General features: G+C 70.8%; 13 protein-coding genes. 6 read left to right on the top strand and 7 right to left on the bottom strand.

The genetic code is table 11. The features are described 5' to 3' along the window. The first annotated feature begins 30 nt into the window (after positions 1 to 30). From Q0833_RS14440 to Q0833_RS14455, 4 genes are all read left to right on the top strand, one after another. On the top strand, positions 31 to 2220 hold the full coding sequence (locus Q0833_RS14440) for a primosomal protein N' (protein ID WP_298436280.1): 2190 nt from the start codon (positions 31 to 33) through the stop codon (positions 2218 to 2220). Positions 2221 to 2379: 159 nt separating this feature from the next. Beyond that, positions 2380 to 3456: a histidinol-phosphate transaminase gene (gene hisC / locus Q0833_RS14445; protein ID WP_298436283.1), complete on the top strand. Its 1077-nt coding sequence runs from the start codon at positions 2380 to 2382 to the stop codon at positions 3454 to 3456. Then, a complete protein-coding gene (locus tag Q0833_RS14450; RefSeq protein WP_298436286.1) occupies positions 3441 to 4370 on the top strand; it encodes a prephenate/arogenate dehydrogenase family protein in 930 nt (309 codons plus the stop codon). The genes hisC and Q0833_RS14450 overlap by 16 nt, the downstream gene beginning before the upstream one ends. Then, entirely contained in the window at positions 4367 to 5218 is an 852-nt protein-coding gene (locus Q0833_RS14455; protein ID WP_298436289.1) for an extensin family protein, read from the top strand. The genes Q0833_RS14450 and Q0833_RS14455 overlap by 4 nt, the downstream gene beginning before the upstream one ends. Here Q0833_RS14455 and Q0833_RS14460 read toward each other — a convergent pair. The 3 genes from Q0833_RS14460 to Q0833_RS14470 form a co-directional block, all read right to left on the bottom strand. Continuing rightward, positions 5215 to 7299: a peptidoglycan -binding protein gene (locus tag Q0833_RS14460; RefSeq protein WP_298436291.1), complete on the bottom strand. Its 2085-nt coding sequence runs from the start codon at positions 7297 to 7299 to the stop codon at positions 5215 to 5217. The genes Q0833_RS14455 and Q0833_RS14460 overlap by 4 nt on opposite strands. A gap of 1 nt (position 7300) precedes the next feature. After that, on the bottom strand, positions 7301 to 8503 hold the full coding sequence (locus Q0833_RS14465) for a biopolymer transporter ExbB (protein WP_298436294.1): 1203 nt from the start codon (positions 8501 to 8503) through the stop codon (positions 7301 to 7303). Positions 8504 to 8596: 93 nt separating this feature from the next. Then, positions 8597 to 9133 (bottom strand): gamma-glutamylcyclotransferase, encoded by a 537-nt coding sequence (locus tag Q0833_RS14470; protein ID WP_298436297.1) that lies wholly within the window; start codon positions 9131 to 9133, stop codon positions 8597 to 8599. Between the two features lie 73 nt (positions 9134 to 9206). On the opposite strand from Q0833_RS14470, the gene Q0833_RS14475 reads away from it, so the two are divergent. Further along, a complete protein-coding gene (locus tag Q0833_RS14475) occupies positions 9207 to 10184 on the top strand; it encodes a DUF2125 domain-containing protein (RefSeq protein ID WP_298436299.1) in 978 nt (325 codons plus the stop codon). Positions 10185 to 10198: 14 nt separating this feature from the next. On the opposite strand, the gene Q0833_RS14480 is transcribed toward Q0833_RS14475, so the two are convergent. From Q0833_RS14480 to Q0833_RS14490, 3 genes are read right to left on the bottom strand one after another with little or no spacing between them, the layout of a single operon-like run. Continuing rightward, a complete protein-coding gene (locus tag Q0833_RS14480; protein ID WP_298436302.1) occupies positions 10199 to 10975 on the bottom strand; it encodes an ATP-binding cassette domain-containing protein in 777 nt (258 codons plus the stop codon). Positions 10976 to 10977: 2 nt separating this feature from the next. Continuing rightward, positions 10978 to 12096, bottom strand: coding sequence for an ABC transporter permease (locus tag Q0833_RS14485; protein ID WP_298436305.1), 1119 nt, complete (start codon positions 12094 to 12096; stop codon positions 10978 to 10980). 58 nt (positions 12097 to 12154) lie between these two features. Beyond that, complete coding sequence (locus Q0833_RS14490) at positions 12155 to 13048, bottom strand: sugar ABC transporter substrate-binding protein (RefSeq protein ID WP_298436909.1); 894 nt, start codon at positions 13046 to 13048, stop codon at positions 12155 to 12157. 199 nt (positions 13049 to 13247) lie between these two features. Here Q0833_RS14490 and Q0833_RS14495 point away from each other — a divergent pair, with 199 nt between their 5' ends. After that, a complete protein-coding gene (locus Q0833_RS14495) occupies positions 13248 to 14270 on the top strand; it encodes a LacI family DNA-binding transcriptional regulator (RefSeq protein WP_298436308.1) in 1023 nt (340 codons plus the stop codon). On the opposite strand, the gene Q0833_RS14500 is transcribed toward Q0833_RS14495, so the two are convergent. Beyond that, on the bottom strand, positions 14267 to 15418 hold the full coding sequence (locus tag Q0833_RS14500) for a Gfo/Idh/MocA family oxidoreductase (RefSeq protein ID WP_298436311.1): 1152 nt from the start codon (positions 15416 to 15418) through the stop codon (positions 14267 to 14269). The genes Q0833_RS14495 and Q0833_RS14500 overlap by 4 nt on opposite strands. Between the last annotated feature and the right edge of the window lies 1 nt (position 15419).

Here is a 15419-nt window from a genome sequence, read left to right on the forward strand (position 1 = left end):
TCCCCCGGCCGCAGCGCCGATATGGGGCCGATGGACCGCTTCCACCCGCCCGACACCCCCGTCGCCGTCCTGACGACGCAGCCGCTCGACCGCGCGCTCGACTACCGCGCGCCGGCGGGCGGCGTGACCGACGGCGCCTTCGTCGAGGTGCCGCTGGGACCGCGGCGCGTCCTGGGCGTCGTCTGGGGGCCGGCACAGGGCGACTGGCCGGTCGAGAAGCTGCGCCCCGTAGCCCGCGTGCTCGACGTGCCGGCCATGACGCCCGGCATGCGCGACTTCCTCGAACGCGCGGCGGCCTACACCCTGACGCCGATGGCGGCGATGCTGCGGCTCGCGCTCCGCATCCCGGGCTTGGGCGAAGCGCCCGGCAAGCGCACGCTTTACGGGCGGGGCACGGGCCAGCCGGACCGGATGACCGAGGCGCGTGGCAAGGTACTGGCCGTGCTGGAGGACCGGCCCGGCGATCTCTTCGGACCGACCGAACTGGGCGATCTCGCGGGCGTGTCCTCGGGCGTGGTGAAGGGGATGGTCGCATCCGGCGCGGTCCTTCAGACGACGCAGGCGCGCGACGGCGACTTCCCCCCGCTCGACCCCGCACGGCCCGGCAAGCCGCTCGCCCCCGACCAGGCCGAGGCGGCGGATGCGCTCCGGGCCGACATGGCGCGGGGCGGCTACGGCACGACGCTCCTGAAGGGCGTCACCGGATCGGGCAAGACCGAGGTCTATCTCGAAGCGGTGGCCGAATGCCTGGCGCGCGGGCGGCAGGCGCTGGTGCTCCTGCCCGAGATCGCGCTGACGGCCGAGTTCCTGACGCGGGTCGAGGCGCGCTTCGGCGAGCGGCCTGCCGAATGGCATTCGGGGGTCACCCAGGCCGAGCGCCGCCGCGCGTGGAAGAAGGTCGCCGAGGGGCAGGCCCGGCTGGTCGTCGGCGCGCGCTCGTCGCTGTTCCTGCCCTTCCGCGACCTCGGCCTCGTGATCGTCGACGAGGAACACGACACCTCCTACAAGCAGGAGGATGGCGTCCTCTATTCGGCCCGCGACATGGCCGTGCTGCGCGCGAGTTGCGAGGGCGCGCAGGTCGTGCTCGCCTCGGCCACGCCGTCGCTGGAAAGCTGGGCCAATGTCGAGAGCGGAAAGTATCGCCGCCTCGACCTCACCTCGCGCTTCGGCACCGCCGTGATGCCGGAGCTCGCCGCCATCGACATGCGCGACGAGACGCTGCCCGCCGGGCGCTGGATCTCGCCGAAGCTGGCCGCCGAGATGCAGGCGCGGATGGAGCGCGGCGAGCAGTCGCTCGTGTTCCTCAACCGCCGGGGCTACGCGCCGGTGACGCTCTGCCGGGCCTGCGGCCAGCAGGTCGCCTGCCACCAATGCGACGCGCGGATGGTCGAGCACCGCTTCCAGAAGCGCCTGATGTGCCATCAATGCGGCGAGACGGCACCGATGCCCGAGGCCTGCCCGTCCTGCGGCGTCGCGGGCAAGATGGCGGCCGTCGGCCCCGGTGTCGAACGCATGGCCGAGGAGGTCGCGGGCCTTTTCCCCGAGGCGCGGGTGGCGGTGCTGTCCTCGGATCTCTTCGGATCGGCCCGCAGCCTCAAGGCCCGCGTCGAGGAGATCGCGGCGGGCGGCGCGGATATCGTTGTCGGCACGCAGCTGGTCGCGAAGGGCCACAACTTTCCGAAGCTCACCCTCGTCGGCGTGATCGACGCCGATCTCGGGCTTCAGGGCTCGGACCTGCGCGCCGCCGAGCGGACGTTCCAGCTGATGCGGCAGGTCTCGGGGCGGGCGGGTCGCGCCGAGGCGCCGGGCGTCGCGCTGCTGCAGACCTACCAGACCGAGCACCCGGTCATCCGTGCCATCATCGCGGGTGACGAGGAGGCGTTCTGGGCCGAGGAGGCCGCCCAGCGCCGCGCCGCGGGCGTGCCGCCCTATGGGCGCATGGCGGGCATCGTGATCTCGGATCCGGACGCGCGCACGGCGTTCGATCTGGGCAACGCGCTGGCGCGGCGGACCGATGCGCTGGAACTGATCGGGGCGGAGGTCTTCGGCCCCGCCCCGGCCCCCATCGCGCGCATCCGGGGCCGCCACCGCGTCCGCCTGCTGGTCAAGGCGCCCCGGCAGGCGCCGATCCAGGCGGCGCTGGCCCAGTGGGTCGGGTCGGTCGAGGTGCCGCGATCGTCCCGGCTGAGCATCGATATCGACCCGCAGAGCTTTCTCTGAGCCGGGCGCCGGGGGCGCTGCCCCCTGGACCCCCGGCATATTTGCGGAACATCGAACGGCGTGCGCCGTGCCGTTTCCGCCGGCCAGGGCGCCGCGGGATTGCCGCCCCCCGGCGCGGGGCCTAGAACGGCGCTGACCGATCCCGGAGACGCCGACCCGATGACCAGCGCACCGCAGCCCCAGCCGGGGATCATGGAGATCGAACTCTACCAGGGGGGCGCGTCGAAGGTCGCGGGCGTCGAGGACGTGTTGAAGCTCAGCTCGAACGAGAACCCCCACGGCGCCTCGCCCGCCGCGATGGACGCCGCGCGGCAGGCCGCCGGGGCGATGCATCTCTATCCGTCGACCGACCACGGCGCGCTGCGGGCCGCCATTGCCGAGGTCCACGGGCTCGACCCCGAGCGGATCATCTGCGGCGCGGGCTCGGACGAGATCATCCACATGCTCTGCCAGGCCTTCGTCGGACCCGGCGACGAGGTGCTGCACACCGAGCACGGGTTCCTGATGTACCCGATCAGCGCGCGCGCCGCCGGCGCGATCCCCATAGCCGCGCCCGAGACCGACCGCACCGTCGATGTGGAGGCGCTGCTCGGGGCCGTCACCGATGCGACCCGGCTGGTCTTCATCGCCAACCCCGCCAATCCGACCGGCACGCTTCTGCGCGGACAGGCGGTGACGCGGCTGGCCGACGGGCTGCCCGAGGGCTGCCTTCTGGTGCTCGACGGGGCCTATGCGGAATTCGCCGAGGAAGACGGGCTGGGCCTGGCACAGCGGCGCGACAACGTGTTCGTCACGCGGACCTTTTCCAAGATGTACGGCCTGGGCGGGATGCGCGTCGGCTGGGGCTTCGGCGCGCGCGCGGTGATCGACGTGCTCAACCGCATCCGGGGGCCGTTCAACCTCTCGAACGTGGCGCTGGCCGCGGCCGAGGCGGCGATGCGCGACCGGGCCTTCGTCGCGGCCTGCGGCGCCGACAATGCCGTCCAGCGCGCCCGGCTCGTCGCCGGACTGCGGGAAATCGGGCTCGGCTGCGACGAGAGCCACGCGAATTTCGTGTTGGCGCGCTTCGCGGACCGGGACGCGGCCGAAGCCTGCGACGCCGCCCTCAAGGCGCGCGGGGTCATCGTGCGCCACCCGGTCGGCTACGGGCTGGGCGACTGCCTGCGGATCACGGTGGGCGACGCGGCAGGCGTGGACCGCGTGCTGGACGGGATCGCGGCATGGGCGAGCGCATGATCTACGAGCGGATCGCCCTGATCGGGTTGGGCCATATCGCGGGGTCCATCGGGCTGCGCGTGCGTGCGGATGGCACGGCCGGCGAAGTGGTGGGACATGCGCGCACGCAAGCGACGCGCGAGGTGGCGGTCGCTCGCGGCCTCGTGGATCGGACCTGCGCCACGGCGGCGGAAGCGGTGGCGGGTGCGGACCTGGTCATCCTCTGCGTTCCCGTCGGCGCGATGGCCGATGTCGCCGCCGAAATTGCGCCGCATCTGGCGCCCGGCGCGACGGTCACGGATGTGGGCTCCGTCAAGCGCGCGGTGATCGAGGCGGTGACGCCGCATATCCCGGAGGGCGTGCATTTCGTACCCTCCCATCCCATGGCGGGAACGGAGCAATCGGGCCCGGAATCGGGGTTTCCCACGCTGTTCGAAAACCGCTGGTTCCTGATGACGGCGGAGGGCGCGGACGCGGACGCCGTCGAGCGGTTGGGCCGGCTCTGGCGGTCGCTCGGCGCGAATGTCGACACGATGGACGCCGATCACCACGATCTCGTCCTCGCCGTGGTATCCCACGCGCCGCACCTCATCGCCTACACGATGGTGGGCGTGGCCGACGACCTGCGCCGCGTCACCGAAAGCGAGATCGTCCAGTATTCCGCCACGGGCTTTCGCGACTTCACCCGCATCGCGGCCTCCGACCCGACGATGTGGCGCGACATCTTTCTCAACAACAAAGAGGCCACGCTCGAGATCCTCGGGCGCTTCACCGAGGAACTCTTCGCGCTGCAACGCGCTATCCGGACCGGGGACGGCGCGCTGCTCCACGACTATTTCACCCGCACCCGCGCGATCCGGCGCGGCATCATCGAGGCCGGGCAGGACACCGCCGCCCCCGACTTCGGGCGCGGACCGAAGGGAGGTGACGCATGATCCGGTTTCTGGCCCTTCTTGCGATGACTGCGCCCGCGTTGGCCGAGCCGCGCCCCGTGCCCCGCCCCACATCCGAGATCGTCGTGATGTCGAGCCGGGGGGCCGTCGCCGTCGCCCCAGAGGTGCAGGCCCCCGAGGCATCGGTGCGGCCGGTGACACGGCTCGACGACGCGGTGCGGGACGCGCGCGCGGGCGATGCGGCGCGGCGGATGGCGCTGCCGTTGGTCGACGTGGCGGGACTGGTCCGGCAGGCGTTCCGGCCGATGCAGCGCGACGACGAACTGATCCTCGCCATGTCGCGCCAGCCGCGGGGCCAGAGCGCGGCCGGTGGCGGCATCTGCGGACGCGGCTCGATCCAGGGCACGGCCATTCCCGCGGTGCCCGGCCCCGGCGCCTGCGGCATCCCGAATGCGGTGCGGATCACCTCGGTCTCGGGTCTGGCGCTGTCACGGCCGACGCGGATGGATTGCGACACGGCGCAGGCGCTCGACCAATGGGTACGGGCGGGTGTGCTGCCCGAGGTGGGGCGGACGGGCGGCGGCGCGGTCGCGCTGCAGGTGGCGGCGGGCTATGCCTGCCGGACGCGGAACAACCAGTCCGGCGCGAAGATCAGCGAGCATGGCCGGGGCCGCGCCATCGACATCAGCGCGATCCGTCTGGCCGATGGCAGCCGGATCAGCGTGCTGGACCATTGGGGCGGGGGCGAGCGGGGGCGTATTCTCCGGGCCTTGTGGCGCGCGGCCTGTGGGCCCTTCGGAACGGTGCTGGGGCCGGAATCGGACCGCTTTCACCGCGACCATTTCCACTTCGATACCGCACGGTATCGCAGCGGATCCTACTGCCGCTAGCGCTCGGTCAGCTTCAGCTCGATCCGGCGGTTGCGGGCGCGCGCCTCGGGCGTCGGCGCGGGATCGACGGGGCGGAACTCGCCGAAGCCGGTCGCGGCCAGCCGATCGGGCGGCACGCCCAGCTCGTCGGTCATGAAACGCACCACCGAGAGCGCGCGGCCCTGGCTCAGCTCCCAGTTGTCGGCGTATTTCCCGAGGCCGGACAGCGGCACGTCGTCGGTATGCCCATCGACGCGCAGCACCCAGTCGATGCCCTCGGGGATCTGGTCGGCCACGTCGAGGATCACGCCCGCGACCTGCGCGATCTGGGCGCGGCCCTCGGGCTGGAGCCCGACTTCGCCTGCGTCGAACAGGACTTCCGAGGAGAAGACGAAGCGGTCGCCCGCGATCTCGACGCCCTCGCGGTCGCCCAGCACGTCGCGGAGCTGGCCGAAGAACTCCGACCGGAAGCGTTCGAGCTGCACGGCCTCTTCTTCCAGCCGCCGACGCTCCGCTTCTTCCAGGTCGGCGCGGGCGCGCTGTTCGGCGGCGGCGCGGGCGAGGGCCGCGTTGAGCTGGTTGCCGAGGCTATCGAGCTGTACGCGCGCGGCCTCGTCGCTTTCGCGTGCGGCATCGAGCAGGCCCTGTAGCCCGCGAAGCTGGTTGTTCAGCTCGGAAATCTGCTGGTTCAGGAGGGCGACCTCGCGCTGGGCGGCGATGCGGTCGGCATCGACGTCGGCCAGCGTCGTCTCGGCCTGCGCCAGAAGCCGGTCCAGCCGTTCGCGCTCGGTCAGGGCCGCCTGCGCCTCGCCCTCGATCTCGGTACGCGCGGCGAGCGCGGCGGCGAGCCGGGCCTGGAGGTCGCGCTCGGACAGGGCGCTCGCCTCGCGGGCCTCCAGCGCGGCGGCGAGACGATCCGACAGGGCCGCGACCCGTGCCTCGGCGTCGGCGACATCCGCACCCTCGGCTTCCAGCGCGGCCTCGAGTTCGGCGACCCGCGCCCGGAGCTCGGCCTCGCTGCCCTCGACCGCGCCCAGCGTCGCCAGCGCCGCCGCCAGCCGGTCCTCGGAGGTCACCGCGCGCGTCTCCTCCGCCGAGAGATCGGCCAGCGCCTGCGTCAGCCGGGCGGTCAGATCCCCCCGCGCCGCGTCCGCCGCCGCCAGCAGGGTCAGCGTCTCCTCGGCCTCGCGGCGCTGTTCTTCGAGGGCCAGCGTCATCGCGGTCAATTCCGTGTCGGCGTTGCGCAGCCGCTCGCGCAGGGTCTCGGCGGCGGCCGCCTCGGCCAGCCGTGCGCGCTCTTCTTCCGAGAGCTCCGCCTCGACGCCCGCAAGCCGTTCGCGCAAGGCCGCCGCGGCCGCCGCCTCGGCCAACCGCGCGGCCTCCTCGTCCGAGAGCGCCGCCGCCGTCGCGTCGAGATCGGCGCGCAGATCGGCGGCCTCGGCCTCCTGCGCGGTGAGATTGGCGAGGGTCTGGGCCAAGGTCGCCTCGCGCGTCTCGGCCTCGGCCCTGAGATCGGCCAGAAGCGCCTCGACCGCGTCGGTCTGGGCGGCGGCCAACCGCGCCGCCTCGGCCTCGGCGTCGATCTCGTCGCGCGCGGCCGCCAGCGCCAGCTGCAGCGCCTCGCGCTCGTCGATGATCCGCGCGACCTCGCCCTGGGTCGTCTCGAGCTGCGCCGCCAGCGCCGAGCGCGCATCCTCGGTCTCCGACAGCGCGCCGGTCAGCCGGTTCCGGTCGGCGATCAGCGTGGCCACCTGTTCCTCGAAGCTGGCGACCCGCTGGGTCAGCTCGTCGCGCTGGGCGTTGAGCGTCGCGATCAGCACGGATTGCGCGTCGCGCTCGGCCCCGAGGTCGTCGAGCTGCCCCTCGAGATCGGTGGTCCGCTGCGTCTCGAGGCCCAGCGCCTCGGCCAACGAGGCCACCTGCGCACCGAGCGAGTCGAGCTCCTGATCCTGCACGCCGATCTGTTCGGAGAGGACGAACTGCACGATCATGAAGATCGAGAGCACGAACATCAGCACCAGAAGAAGCGCCGTCATCGCATCCACGAAGCCGGGCCACACGTTGGCCGTGAAACGCTGACCCGAGCGGCGCGCGAGCGCCATCTCAGCCGTCTCCCTGATCGGGCGGCGCATTCGCGGCCGCGACCTGCCGGTTCAACTGCCGCAGCGTCCGTGTCAGCGCCCCGAGATCGCCGCGCAGGTCGTCCACCGCCGCCTGCCGGCCCTGCTGCAACTCCTCGAACACCTTCAAGAGCTGCACGTCGATCGAGCGGATACGCATCCGGCTTTCAGCGTCCAGCCCATCGCCGCCGCCCGACGAGCCCCGCAGCACCTCGACGATATGCTCCTGCCCCTCGGCCACGCGGTTGAGTGCCGCGGACGTGCCGCCCCCGCTCTCGACGCGGTTGGCCATCTGGGTGACCGCCTCGCTCAGCGACGCCATCTTGGCATCGGCCGCCAGCCGCCCGGCCTCGGCCTTCGCGAACATGTCCTGCAGGCTCTCCATCTGGTAGTTCATGTGGTCGAGGACGGCGGCGAGCGAATACTGGTCGATCGTCTCCTCGCCGCTATCGCCGACGAGGCCGACGCGGGTGATCGAGGAGAGCCAGTCTTCCATCTCGCGGTAGAAGCGGTTCTGGCCGTGGCCGGCGAACAGCTCCAGGAGGCCCACCACGAGGCTTCCCGCAAGGCCGAGAAGCGACGAGGCGAAGGCCGTGCCCATGCCCGCGAGTTGCGATTCCAGCCCGCCGATCAGGCGCCCGAACACCGCGACGCCGCCCTCGCCATTGTCGGGATTGAGATTGCGGATCGTGTCGACCACCGCGGGCACGGTCGTGGCCAGGCCCCAGAACGTCCCGAGCAGCCCGAGAAAGATCAGCGTGTTGACGATGTAGCGCGTGATGTCCCGCGCCTCTTCCATCCGGGCTCCGACGCTATCGAGGATCGAGCGGGACGAGGTGGCCGAGACCTGGCTCCGGGCCGAGCGGGAGCGGAGGAGGGCCGCGAGCGGCGCAAGAAGGCCCGGCGGGCGGGCGATGTCGTGGCCGGGGCGGTCCTCGACGAAGCCCTCGATCCATGAGACCGAGGAGAAGAGTTGCAGCACCTGCGCGAAGCAGGCGATCACGCCGAGCACGAAGACCGCGATGATCGTGCCGTTCAGCCAGGGGTTCGCGGCGAAGATCGGCGAGACCTGCGGGTAGGCGAAGAACACGCCGACGCCCACGAGGACCAGCACGAACAGCATCTGAACGATCTGGCGGATCGGTTGCGAGAACTGCGTCTCGTGGGTGAGATCTGCGCGTGCCATGGTCGCCCCTGGGACGCGCCTCGGCGCCCTGTAGTCGTTGACCCGGACGTTACGCGCGCCCCGGTCCTGCCACAAGCGGCGGCAGGCGTGCCGTCAGGCCGCGTCGCGGACCTGTTGCACGCGCGCGACCAACCGGTCGAGGTCGGGATCGGCCATCCCCGCCTCGCGCAGCCCATCGGCGGTGCGCATCAGGTATTCGTGGTTCGGGCCGCGGTCGCCCCGCGCCCGCGCGATGATTTCCGCCTGTTGGTCGAGGCTGAGGTCGGGGACGTATTGGCGATGCGCGGTGTCGACCACGTAGCCGATGGCGTCGAGCGTGCCACCGTCGGCCTGGCGGAGCGTGAGCGTCCGCTCGTGATAGGCCGAGGAGACCAGCTCGCGGGCGCGCAGCGCCTGAAGGGCGGGCACGGGATCGGCGGCGCGGAAGGCCATCCCCTCGCAGGTGCCGCCCTCGTGCGGCTCGAGCGCCAGCACCAGGCCCGGTTCGTCCTCGGAGCCGCGATGATGGATCGACCACATGCAGAAGCGGCGGCGGAATCCGTGCAGCGTGGCGCGGCGCGCCTCGGCGACCTCCATCTCGGGGTCGAAGATCAGCGAGCCATAGCCGAACACCCAGAGTTCATCGGACATGGCCATCGTCGGTCCTTTCGCAAATCGCCCGGCCCCGATAGACGCATTCGGGGACGAGGGACAGGAGATAGCGATGGCCAAGTGGTTGACCATCCTCGCGATCGCGGCGGCGCTTTTGTGGTCGGGCTGGTGGATCGTGGGCTCGCAGGCCGTGTCGCGCGGGGCCGAGGCCGGGATCGCGGCGGCGCGGGACGCGGGCTGGCGGGTCGAGTACGAGGACCTGTCCGTCTCGGGCTTTCCCAACCGCTTCGACACGACGGTCGACGCGCCCGACATCCTCGCGCCGTCAGGCTGGGGCGTGACCGCGCCGTTCTTGCAGGTTTTCGCGCTGAGCTACCGGCCCAATGAGGTCATCGCCGTCGCGCCGGGGCAGTTGACCGTGGCGACGCCCGCGGGGCCGGTCGAGGTGACCTCGGACGATCTGCGCGCCTCGGCCACGGTGACGCCGTCGACCACGCCGGAACTGGAGCGCGCGACCGTCGTGGCCGAGGGCGTGACCGTTACCGCGCGGGCGGGCGGGCTGGCGCTGGCACGGGGTCAGCTGGCCAGCCGGGCGGTCGGTTCGCCGCTGCGGCACGACGTGGCGCTGTCGCTGTCCGATCTCGCGCCGGATCGCTTCGCGCTGTCGCTGGTCGATCCCGAGGGGCGCCTGCCCGCCGCGATCGAAAGCGTCGAGCTGGACGGCACGGTGGAGCTCGACCGCCCGCTCGCCGCCGGAGCCGAGCCGCGCCTGCGCGCGCTGGACCTGCGGCGGGGCGATTTGCGCTGGGGCGAGGTGGCGCTGGATTTCGCGGGACGGCTGGACGTGGATGGCGGCGGATTGCCGTCCGGCGTGCTGACGCTCGAGGCGGAGGGCTGGGACGTCCTCCTGGATCTCGCCGTGGGCGCGGGGCTGCTGCCCTCTGACCGCCTGCCGCTGGTGGCCGCCGTTCTGGGCGGGATGGCCGAGGACGGGCGGATCGCGGTCGAGCTGACCCTGCGTGAAGGTGCGGCGTTCCTCGGCCCGATCCCGCTGGGGCCGCTGCCCCGCTTGCCCGCGCCAATGCTCTGAAGGCGGCGCGCGGCCTAGACCGTGCCGCCGAGCGAGCCTTCGAGCGTCGCAAGCTCCTGCCCGCCGGCCATCATGTCCTGCAATTCCTCGGGCGTGATATCGCCCTTCATCGCCGTGCCCAGCGTCTGGCCGCGATTGAGCACCGTAAAACGGTCGCCCACGGCCATCGCGTGACGGACGTTGTGGGTGATGAAGACGACCGCGATGCCCTTGCGGCGGACCTTGTCGATGGTGGCCAGCACGTTCGAGGTCTGGCGCACGCCCAAGGCGCTGGTCGGCTCGTCGAGGATCAGGACCTTGGCCCCGAAATGCACCGCGCGCGCAATGGCCACCGTCTGGCGCTCGCCACCGGAAAGCGTACCGACGGCCTGGTCGGGACCACGCAGGTTGATGCCCATCTGACCCATCTCCTCCATCGTCACGCGGTTGGCGTGATCGTGGTCGAAGAACGGGATGCCGGCGATGCGGCGCAACGGCTCGTTGCCCATGAAGAAGTTGCGGCTGACCGACATCAGCGGGATCATCGCGAGGTCCTGATAGACCGTCGCGATGCCCGCGGCGATGGCGTCGCGCGGGTCGGCGAAGGACATCGGACGCCCCTCGAACATTATCTCGCCCGAGGTCGGCTTGTGGACGCCGGACATGGTCTTGATGAAGGTCGACTTTCCCGCGCCGTTGTCGCCCAGAAGGCAGTGGCATTCGCCGGGGAAGACATCGACGGAGACGCCGTTGAGCGCGATGACGCTGCCGAAATGCTTGGCGATCTCGCGCATTCTGACGATGGGCTCCATGCTCAGCGCTCCCCGGTGATGATACGGCGGATGTAGGTGTTCAGGATCACCGCCAGCAGCAGGATCACCCCGAGGAACACCCGGAAGAGCGAGGATTCGACATTGGCGAAGAAGAGCCCCTGCTGGACCACGCCGAAGATCAGCGCGCCGAGGGCGGCGCCGATCACCGAGCCGTAGCCCCCGGTCAGAAGCGCGCCGCCGATGACGACGGCGATGATCGCCTCGAACTCCTTCAGAAGGCCGCGATCCGCGCCCGCCGAGCCGAACTCCATCACCTGGCAGACGGCGAAGACCGTCGCGCAGAAGGCGGTGAAGACAAACATCGTGATCTTGACGCGGTCCACCGGCACACCGGCATAGCGCGCCGCCTGGGCGTCGCCGCCCGCGGCATAGATCCAGTTGCCGAAGCGCGTGCGGGTCAGAAGGATGTGGCCGAAGACGATCAGGGCGATGGCCCAGACGATCAGCATCGGGATGCCGTCGACCACGGGCTGTCCCGCGCGGTTGCCACGGTCGAACACGGCGATGATGCCCGCGTCGCCCATCCACTGGAACAGGCCCTGGCCGATCTTGCCGCCGAAGACCGGGGCGAGCCAGTCGCCCTCGGCCGCCTCGCGGATGCCGCCGATGATGGTCTTCCGCTCGACGGTCTGGGGAATGAAGATCGTGAAGCCGCGCAGGATGAAGAGCGTGGCCAGCGTGACGATGAAGCTGGGCAGGCCCGTGCGCACGACGATGAAGCCGTTGAGCGCGCCGAAGGCCATGCAGATCGCGAAGGTGATGAGGATCGTCAGCCACATCGGGACGGCCAGCGTGACCCCGAAGATGGCCACCATCATGCCCGCGAAGCCGATCATCGAGCCGACGCTGAGGTCGAATTCGCCCGCGATCATCAGAAGGCAGGCGCCGACCGCGATGATCATGAACTGCGCCGAGACGGTGGACCAGTTCATGATCCCCTGGGCGTTGAACATGCCGCTGTCCGCGGCCAGCAGAAGGAAGAACACGAACACGGCGACCGTGCCGATGATGCCGCCCAGCTCGGGCCGGATCAGGGCGCGGCGCAGCGGCGAGATCTCCTTGACGCGTTCGTCGATCACCACCTGCGGCGTATCCGTCATGACCTTGTCCCCCCGGTCGGTCGTGGCGGGCCGGGCGCGAACGCCCGGCCTGGATGTATCAGCGGTACTCGCCCGCGAATTCCTCGACCTTGCCCAGCGCATCCGCCGTGACGAAGCCGGGGCCCGAGTTGATGTTGTTGCCCGGAAGCACGCCGTAGCGGTCGTAATTCGCCAGCACGACGACCGGCAGGTAGGCCTGCAGGAACGGCTGCTGGTCGATGCCCCAGTTGATCGTGCCATCCTTGATCGCGTTCACGATCTCGGTGCCCAGATCGAAGGTGCCGAAGTAGATGTCGCCATCGAGACCCATCTCCTTGACCGCGAGGATCGTCGGGTCGGCGGAGGTCGGCCCGAGCGTCAGGATCGCGTCCGTTTCGGGATTGGCGGTCAGGTAGGCGGTGACGCGGTTCTTGATCTCGGCCGGGTCCTGCCCGCTGTCGATCATGCTGTCGCCCAGCTCGACCCCGAGGCCGTCGGCGAAGCCACGGCAACGCTCGCCCACGACGGTGTTCGAAATGACGTGATTGACGCAGACGAAGCTCTCGACGCCATCCGAGGCGGCGCGCTGACCGGCGGCGAGACCCGCGTCGTATTCCGGCTGGCCGACGAACATCAGGCCACCGACTTCGCGGACCTGCTCGGGCGTGCCGGAGTTCATGATGATGACGTCGATGCCCTGATCGACGGCGGCGCGGATCGGACCGGACAGCACGTCGAAATCAGCCAGCGTCGTGATGATGCCGTCGGGCTGGCTCGCGGCGGCCTGCTCGATGATGCGGGCCATGTCGGCCAGGTCGCCGGTGGGCGGGTTGCGATACTCGACCGTGACATCGAGCTGTTCGCCGGCCAGCGCGATGCCATTCTTGATCGTGTTCCACCAGCTGTCGCTGTCGGGCGCGTGGCTGACGAGGATATAGGTCAGGTCGTCACCGTGACCGTCCGCCTGGGCCATGAACGGCGCGGTCAGCGCCGTCGCGGCGAGCGCGAGCGTCTTGAAAATTTTCATGAGGTCCTCCCATTGGTCCGTGCGGGACGGACCGCCTGTCGCGGCCTCCTCCATCCCGTCACGATGGAAGAAAGCACGAATCGGCCAACCTTGCAACCGGTTGCAATATTGTGAGCCCCCGGTAGGGTCGAAGGAAAGGAACGCCATGCCCGTCACCCTCAAGGACGTCGCCCTGCGCGCCGGGGTCAGCCGCTCTGCCGTCTCGCGCAGCTTCACCCCCGGCGCGTCGGTCAGCCCGGCCACCCGCGCCAAGGTCGAGGCAGCGGCCGCGGCCCTTGGATACGCGCCGTCCGCATTGGCCTCGGCGCTGTCGACGGGTCGGACGAAGCTGATCGGCATCGTCGTGTCGAACTTCCACAACCCGATCTTTCTGGAGGTGTTCGACCGCTTCACGCGCGGCCTGCAGGATCGCGGGCTGCGCCCCCTGCTGGTCAACCTGACGGGTGAGACCGATCCCAAGGCGTCGCTTCGGATGCTGCGGCAATATTCGGTCGACGGCGTGATCGTCGCCAGTTCGACCCTGCCGCCGAGCTTCGCGCGCGCCTTCCGGGTCGCGGGCCTGCCGGTGGTGCACAGCTTCGGGCGCTGGACCAGCGCGCCCGACACCCATGTCGTCGGGATCGACAACGTCGAATGCGGGCGGATGGCGGCACGGACCTTCGCGGCGCGCGGCTACCGTCGGGTGGCCTTTCTCGGGGGGCCGGACAGCGCCACCTCGACCGAGGACCGGCTGCGCGGCTTTCTCGAAGGCATCGAGGGGTCGGCGATGATCGGCGTCACGACCAGCTTCGCGACCGAATACACCTTCGAGGCGGGCCGCACCGAGATGCGCCGCCTGCTGGCCGAGGGCCCGCCCGCCGAAGCCTATTTCTGCGCCGACGACGTGCTGTCCATCGGCGCGCTGTCCGCGCTCGAGGATGCGGGGCTCGACGTGCCGGGCGACGTGGGCGTGATCGGCCTGAACGACATGGAAATCGCGGGCTGGGACAATATCGCGCTGACCACCATCCGGCAGCCGATGGGCGCGATCATCGACGCCTCGATCGAGCTGGCCATCGGGACCATCGACGACCCCGACCGCTTGCCCGAGGCGCGGCTGTTCCCGTGCCGCATCGTCGAGCGGGACACGCTGCGGCCCCTGCCCGAGGGCGGCGACGCGCCGGGCTAGCGGAACATCGGCGGGCGCGCGTCGGTCCAGGCTCCGTCGGCCTTGCCCGAGGCCGCGACCGCATGCACCGCCGCCATCGATCGCAAGCCATCCTCGGCGCGGGGATAGAGATCCGCGGCCGGGTCCATCTCGCGCCCGTCGCGGCGCGCGCGGATCGCCTCGGCGAGGTCGGAATAGATGTTCGCGAAGGCCAGCGGCATCCCCTCGGCATGCCCCACGGTGACGCGGCTGGACCGGTCGGCCTCGGGCGAGAGACCACCTTCGCCCCGCTCGATCACCTGCAAACGCTGACCCAGCGGCATGTAGTAGAGCTGGTTCGGCTGCTCCTGCGCCCAGCGCAGGCCGCCGGTTTCGCCGAAGACCTGGATCGTGAGGCCGTGCTGCCGCCCGATGGCCACCGAGGAGGTCCAGAGCCGCCCGACCGCGCCGTCCGACATGCGGAAGTTGACCATCGCATCGTCTTCCAGAACCCGGCCCGGCAGCGCCGAGACGATATCGGCCGAGAGGCGCTCGACCTCCTGGCCGGTGACGAAGCTGGCCATGTGCATCGCGTGGATGCCGCAATCGGCGAACTGCGCCGAGACGCCCGCCTGCGCGGGATCGTAGCGCCAGCGGACGCGCGGGTTGTCGGCATCGGCGGCGTCGGCGTGGTGGCCATGCGCGAACTCGGCCACGACGACGCGGATGCGGCCCAGATCGCCGCGCGCGATCATCGCCCGCATGTGCCGCACGAGGCTGTAGCCGGTATAGCCGTAATTGACCGCGCAGATGCGCCCCGTCTCGCGGGCGAGGCCGACGATCGCCTCGCCCTCCTCGACGGTCATGGTCATCGGCTTTTCGCAGAGCACGTGGAAGCCGCCTTCGAGAAAGGCGCGCGTGATCTCGTAATGGGTGGCGTTGGGGGTGGCGACGGTGACGAGGTCGATGCGGTCGTCGCGCGCGGCCTCGCCCTCGAGCATGTCGCGCCAGTCGCCATAGGCCCGGTCGCCCAGACCCAGCCGACGGCCGTAGTCGCGCCCGGCCTCGGCCCGGTGATCGAGCGCGCCCGCCACGAAGTCGAACGCCCCGTCGAGACCCGCGCCCAGACGGTGCGCCGGTCCGATCTGGCTGCCTTCGCCGCCGCCGATCATGCCCCAGTTCAGTCGCATG

Source organism: uncultured Jannaschia sp., from assembly GCF_947503795.1.
Taxonomy (GTDB): domain Bacteria; phylum Pseudomonadota; class Alphaproteobacteria; order Rhodobacterales; family Rhodobacteraceae; genus Jannaschia.

Excerpts from the sequence above, each read along its gene's own strand:
- Q0833_RS14440 (WP_298436280.1), top strand. The coding sequence starts at position 31 with ATGGACCGCTTCCACCCGCCCGACACCCCCGTCGCCGTCCTGACGACG.
- hisC (WP_298436283.1), top strand. The coding sequence starts at position 2,380 with ATGACCAGCGCACCGCAGCCCCAGCCGGGGATCATGGAGATCGAACTC.
- Q0833_RS14450 (WP_298436286.1), top strand. The coding sequence starts at position 3,441 with ATGGGCGAGCGCATGATCTACGAGCGGATCGCCCTGATCGGGTTGGGC.
- Q0833_RS14455 (WP_298436289.1), top strand. The coding sequence starts at position 4,367 with ATGATCCGGTTTCTGGCCCTTCTTGCGATGACTGCGCCCGCGTTGGCC.
- Q0833_RS14460 (WP_298436291.1), bottom strand. The coding sequence starts at position 7,299 with ATGGCGCTCGCGCGCCGCTCGGGTCAGCGTTTCACGGCCAACGTGTGG.
- Q0833_RS14465 (WP_298436294.1), bottom strand. The coding sequence starts at position 8,503 with ATGGCACGCGCAGATCTCACCCACGAGACGCAGTTCTCGCAACCGATC.
- Q0833_RS14470 (WP_298436297.1), bottom strand. The coding sequence starts at position 9,133 with ATGTCCGATGAACTCTGGGTGTTCGGCTATGGCTCGCTGATCTTCGAC.
- Q0833_RS14475 (WP_298436299.1), top strand. The coding sequence starts at position 9,207 with ATGGCCAAGTGGTTGACCATCCTCGCGATCGCGGCGGCGCTTTTGTGG.
- Q0833_RS14480 (WP_298436302.1), bottom strand. The coding sequence starts at position 10,975 with ATGGAGCCCATCGTCAGAATGCGCGAGATCGCCAAGCATTTCGGCAGC.
- Q0833_RS14485 (WP_298436305.1), bottom strand. The coding sequence starts at position 12,096 with ATGACGGATACGCCGCAGGTGGTGATCGACGAACGCGTCAAGGAGATC.
- Q0833_RS14490 (WP_298436909.1), bottom strand. The coding sequence starts at position 13,048 with ATGGCCCAGGCGGACGGTCACGGTGACGACCTGACCTATATCCTCGTC.
- Q0833_RS14495 (WP_298436308.1), top strand. The coding sequence starts at position 13,248 with ATGCCCGTCACCCTCAAGGACGTCGCCCTGCGCGCCGGGGTCAGCCGC.
- Q0833_RS14500 (WP_298436311.1), bottom strand. The coding sequence starts at position 15,418 with ATGCGACTGAACTGGGGCATGATCGGCGGCGGCGAAGGCAGCCAGATC.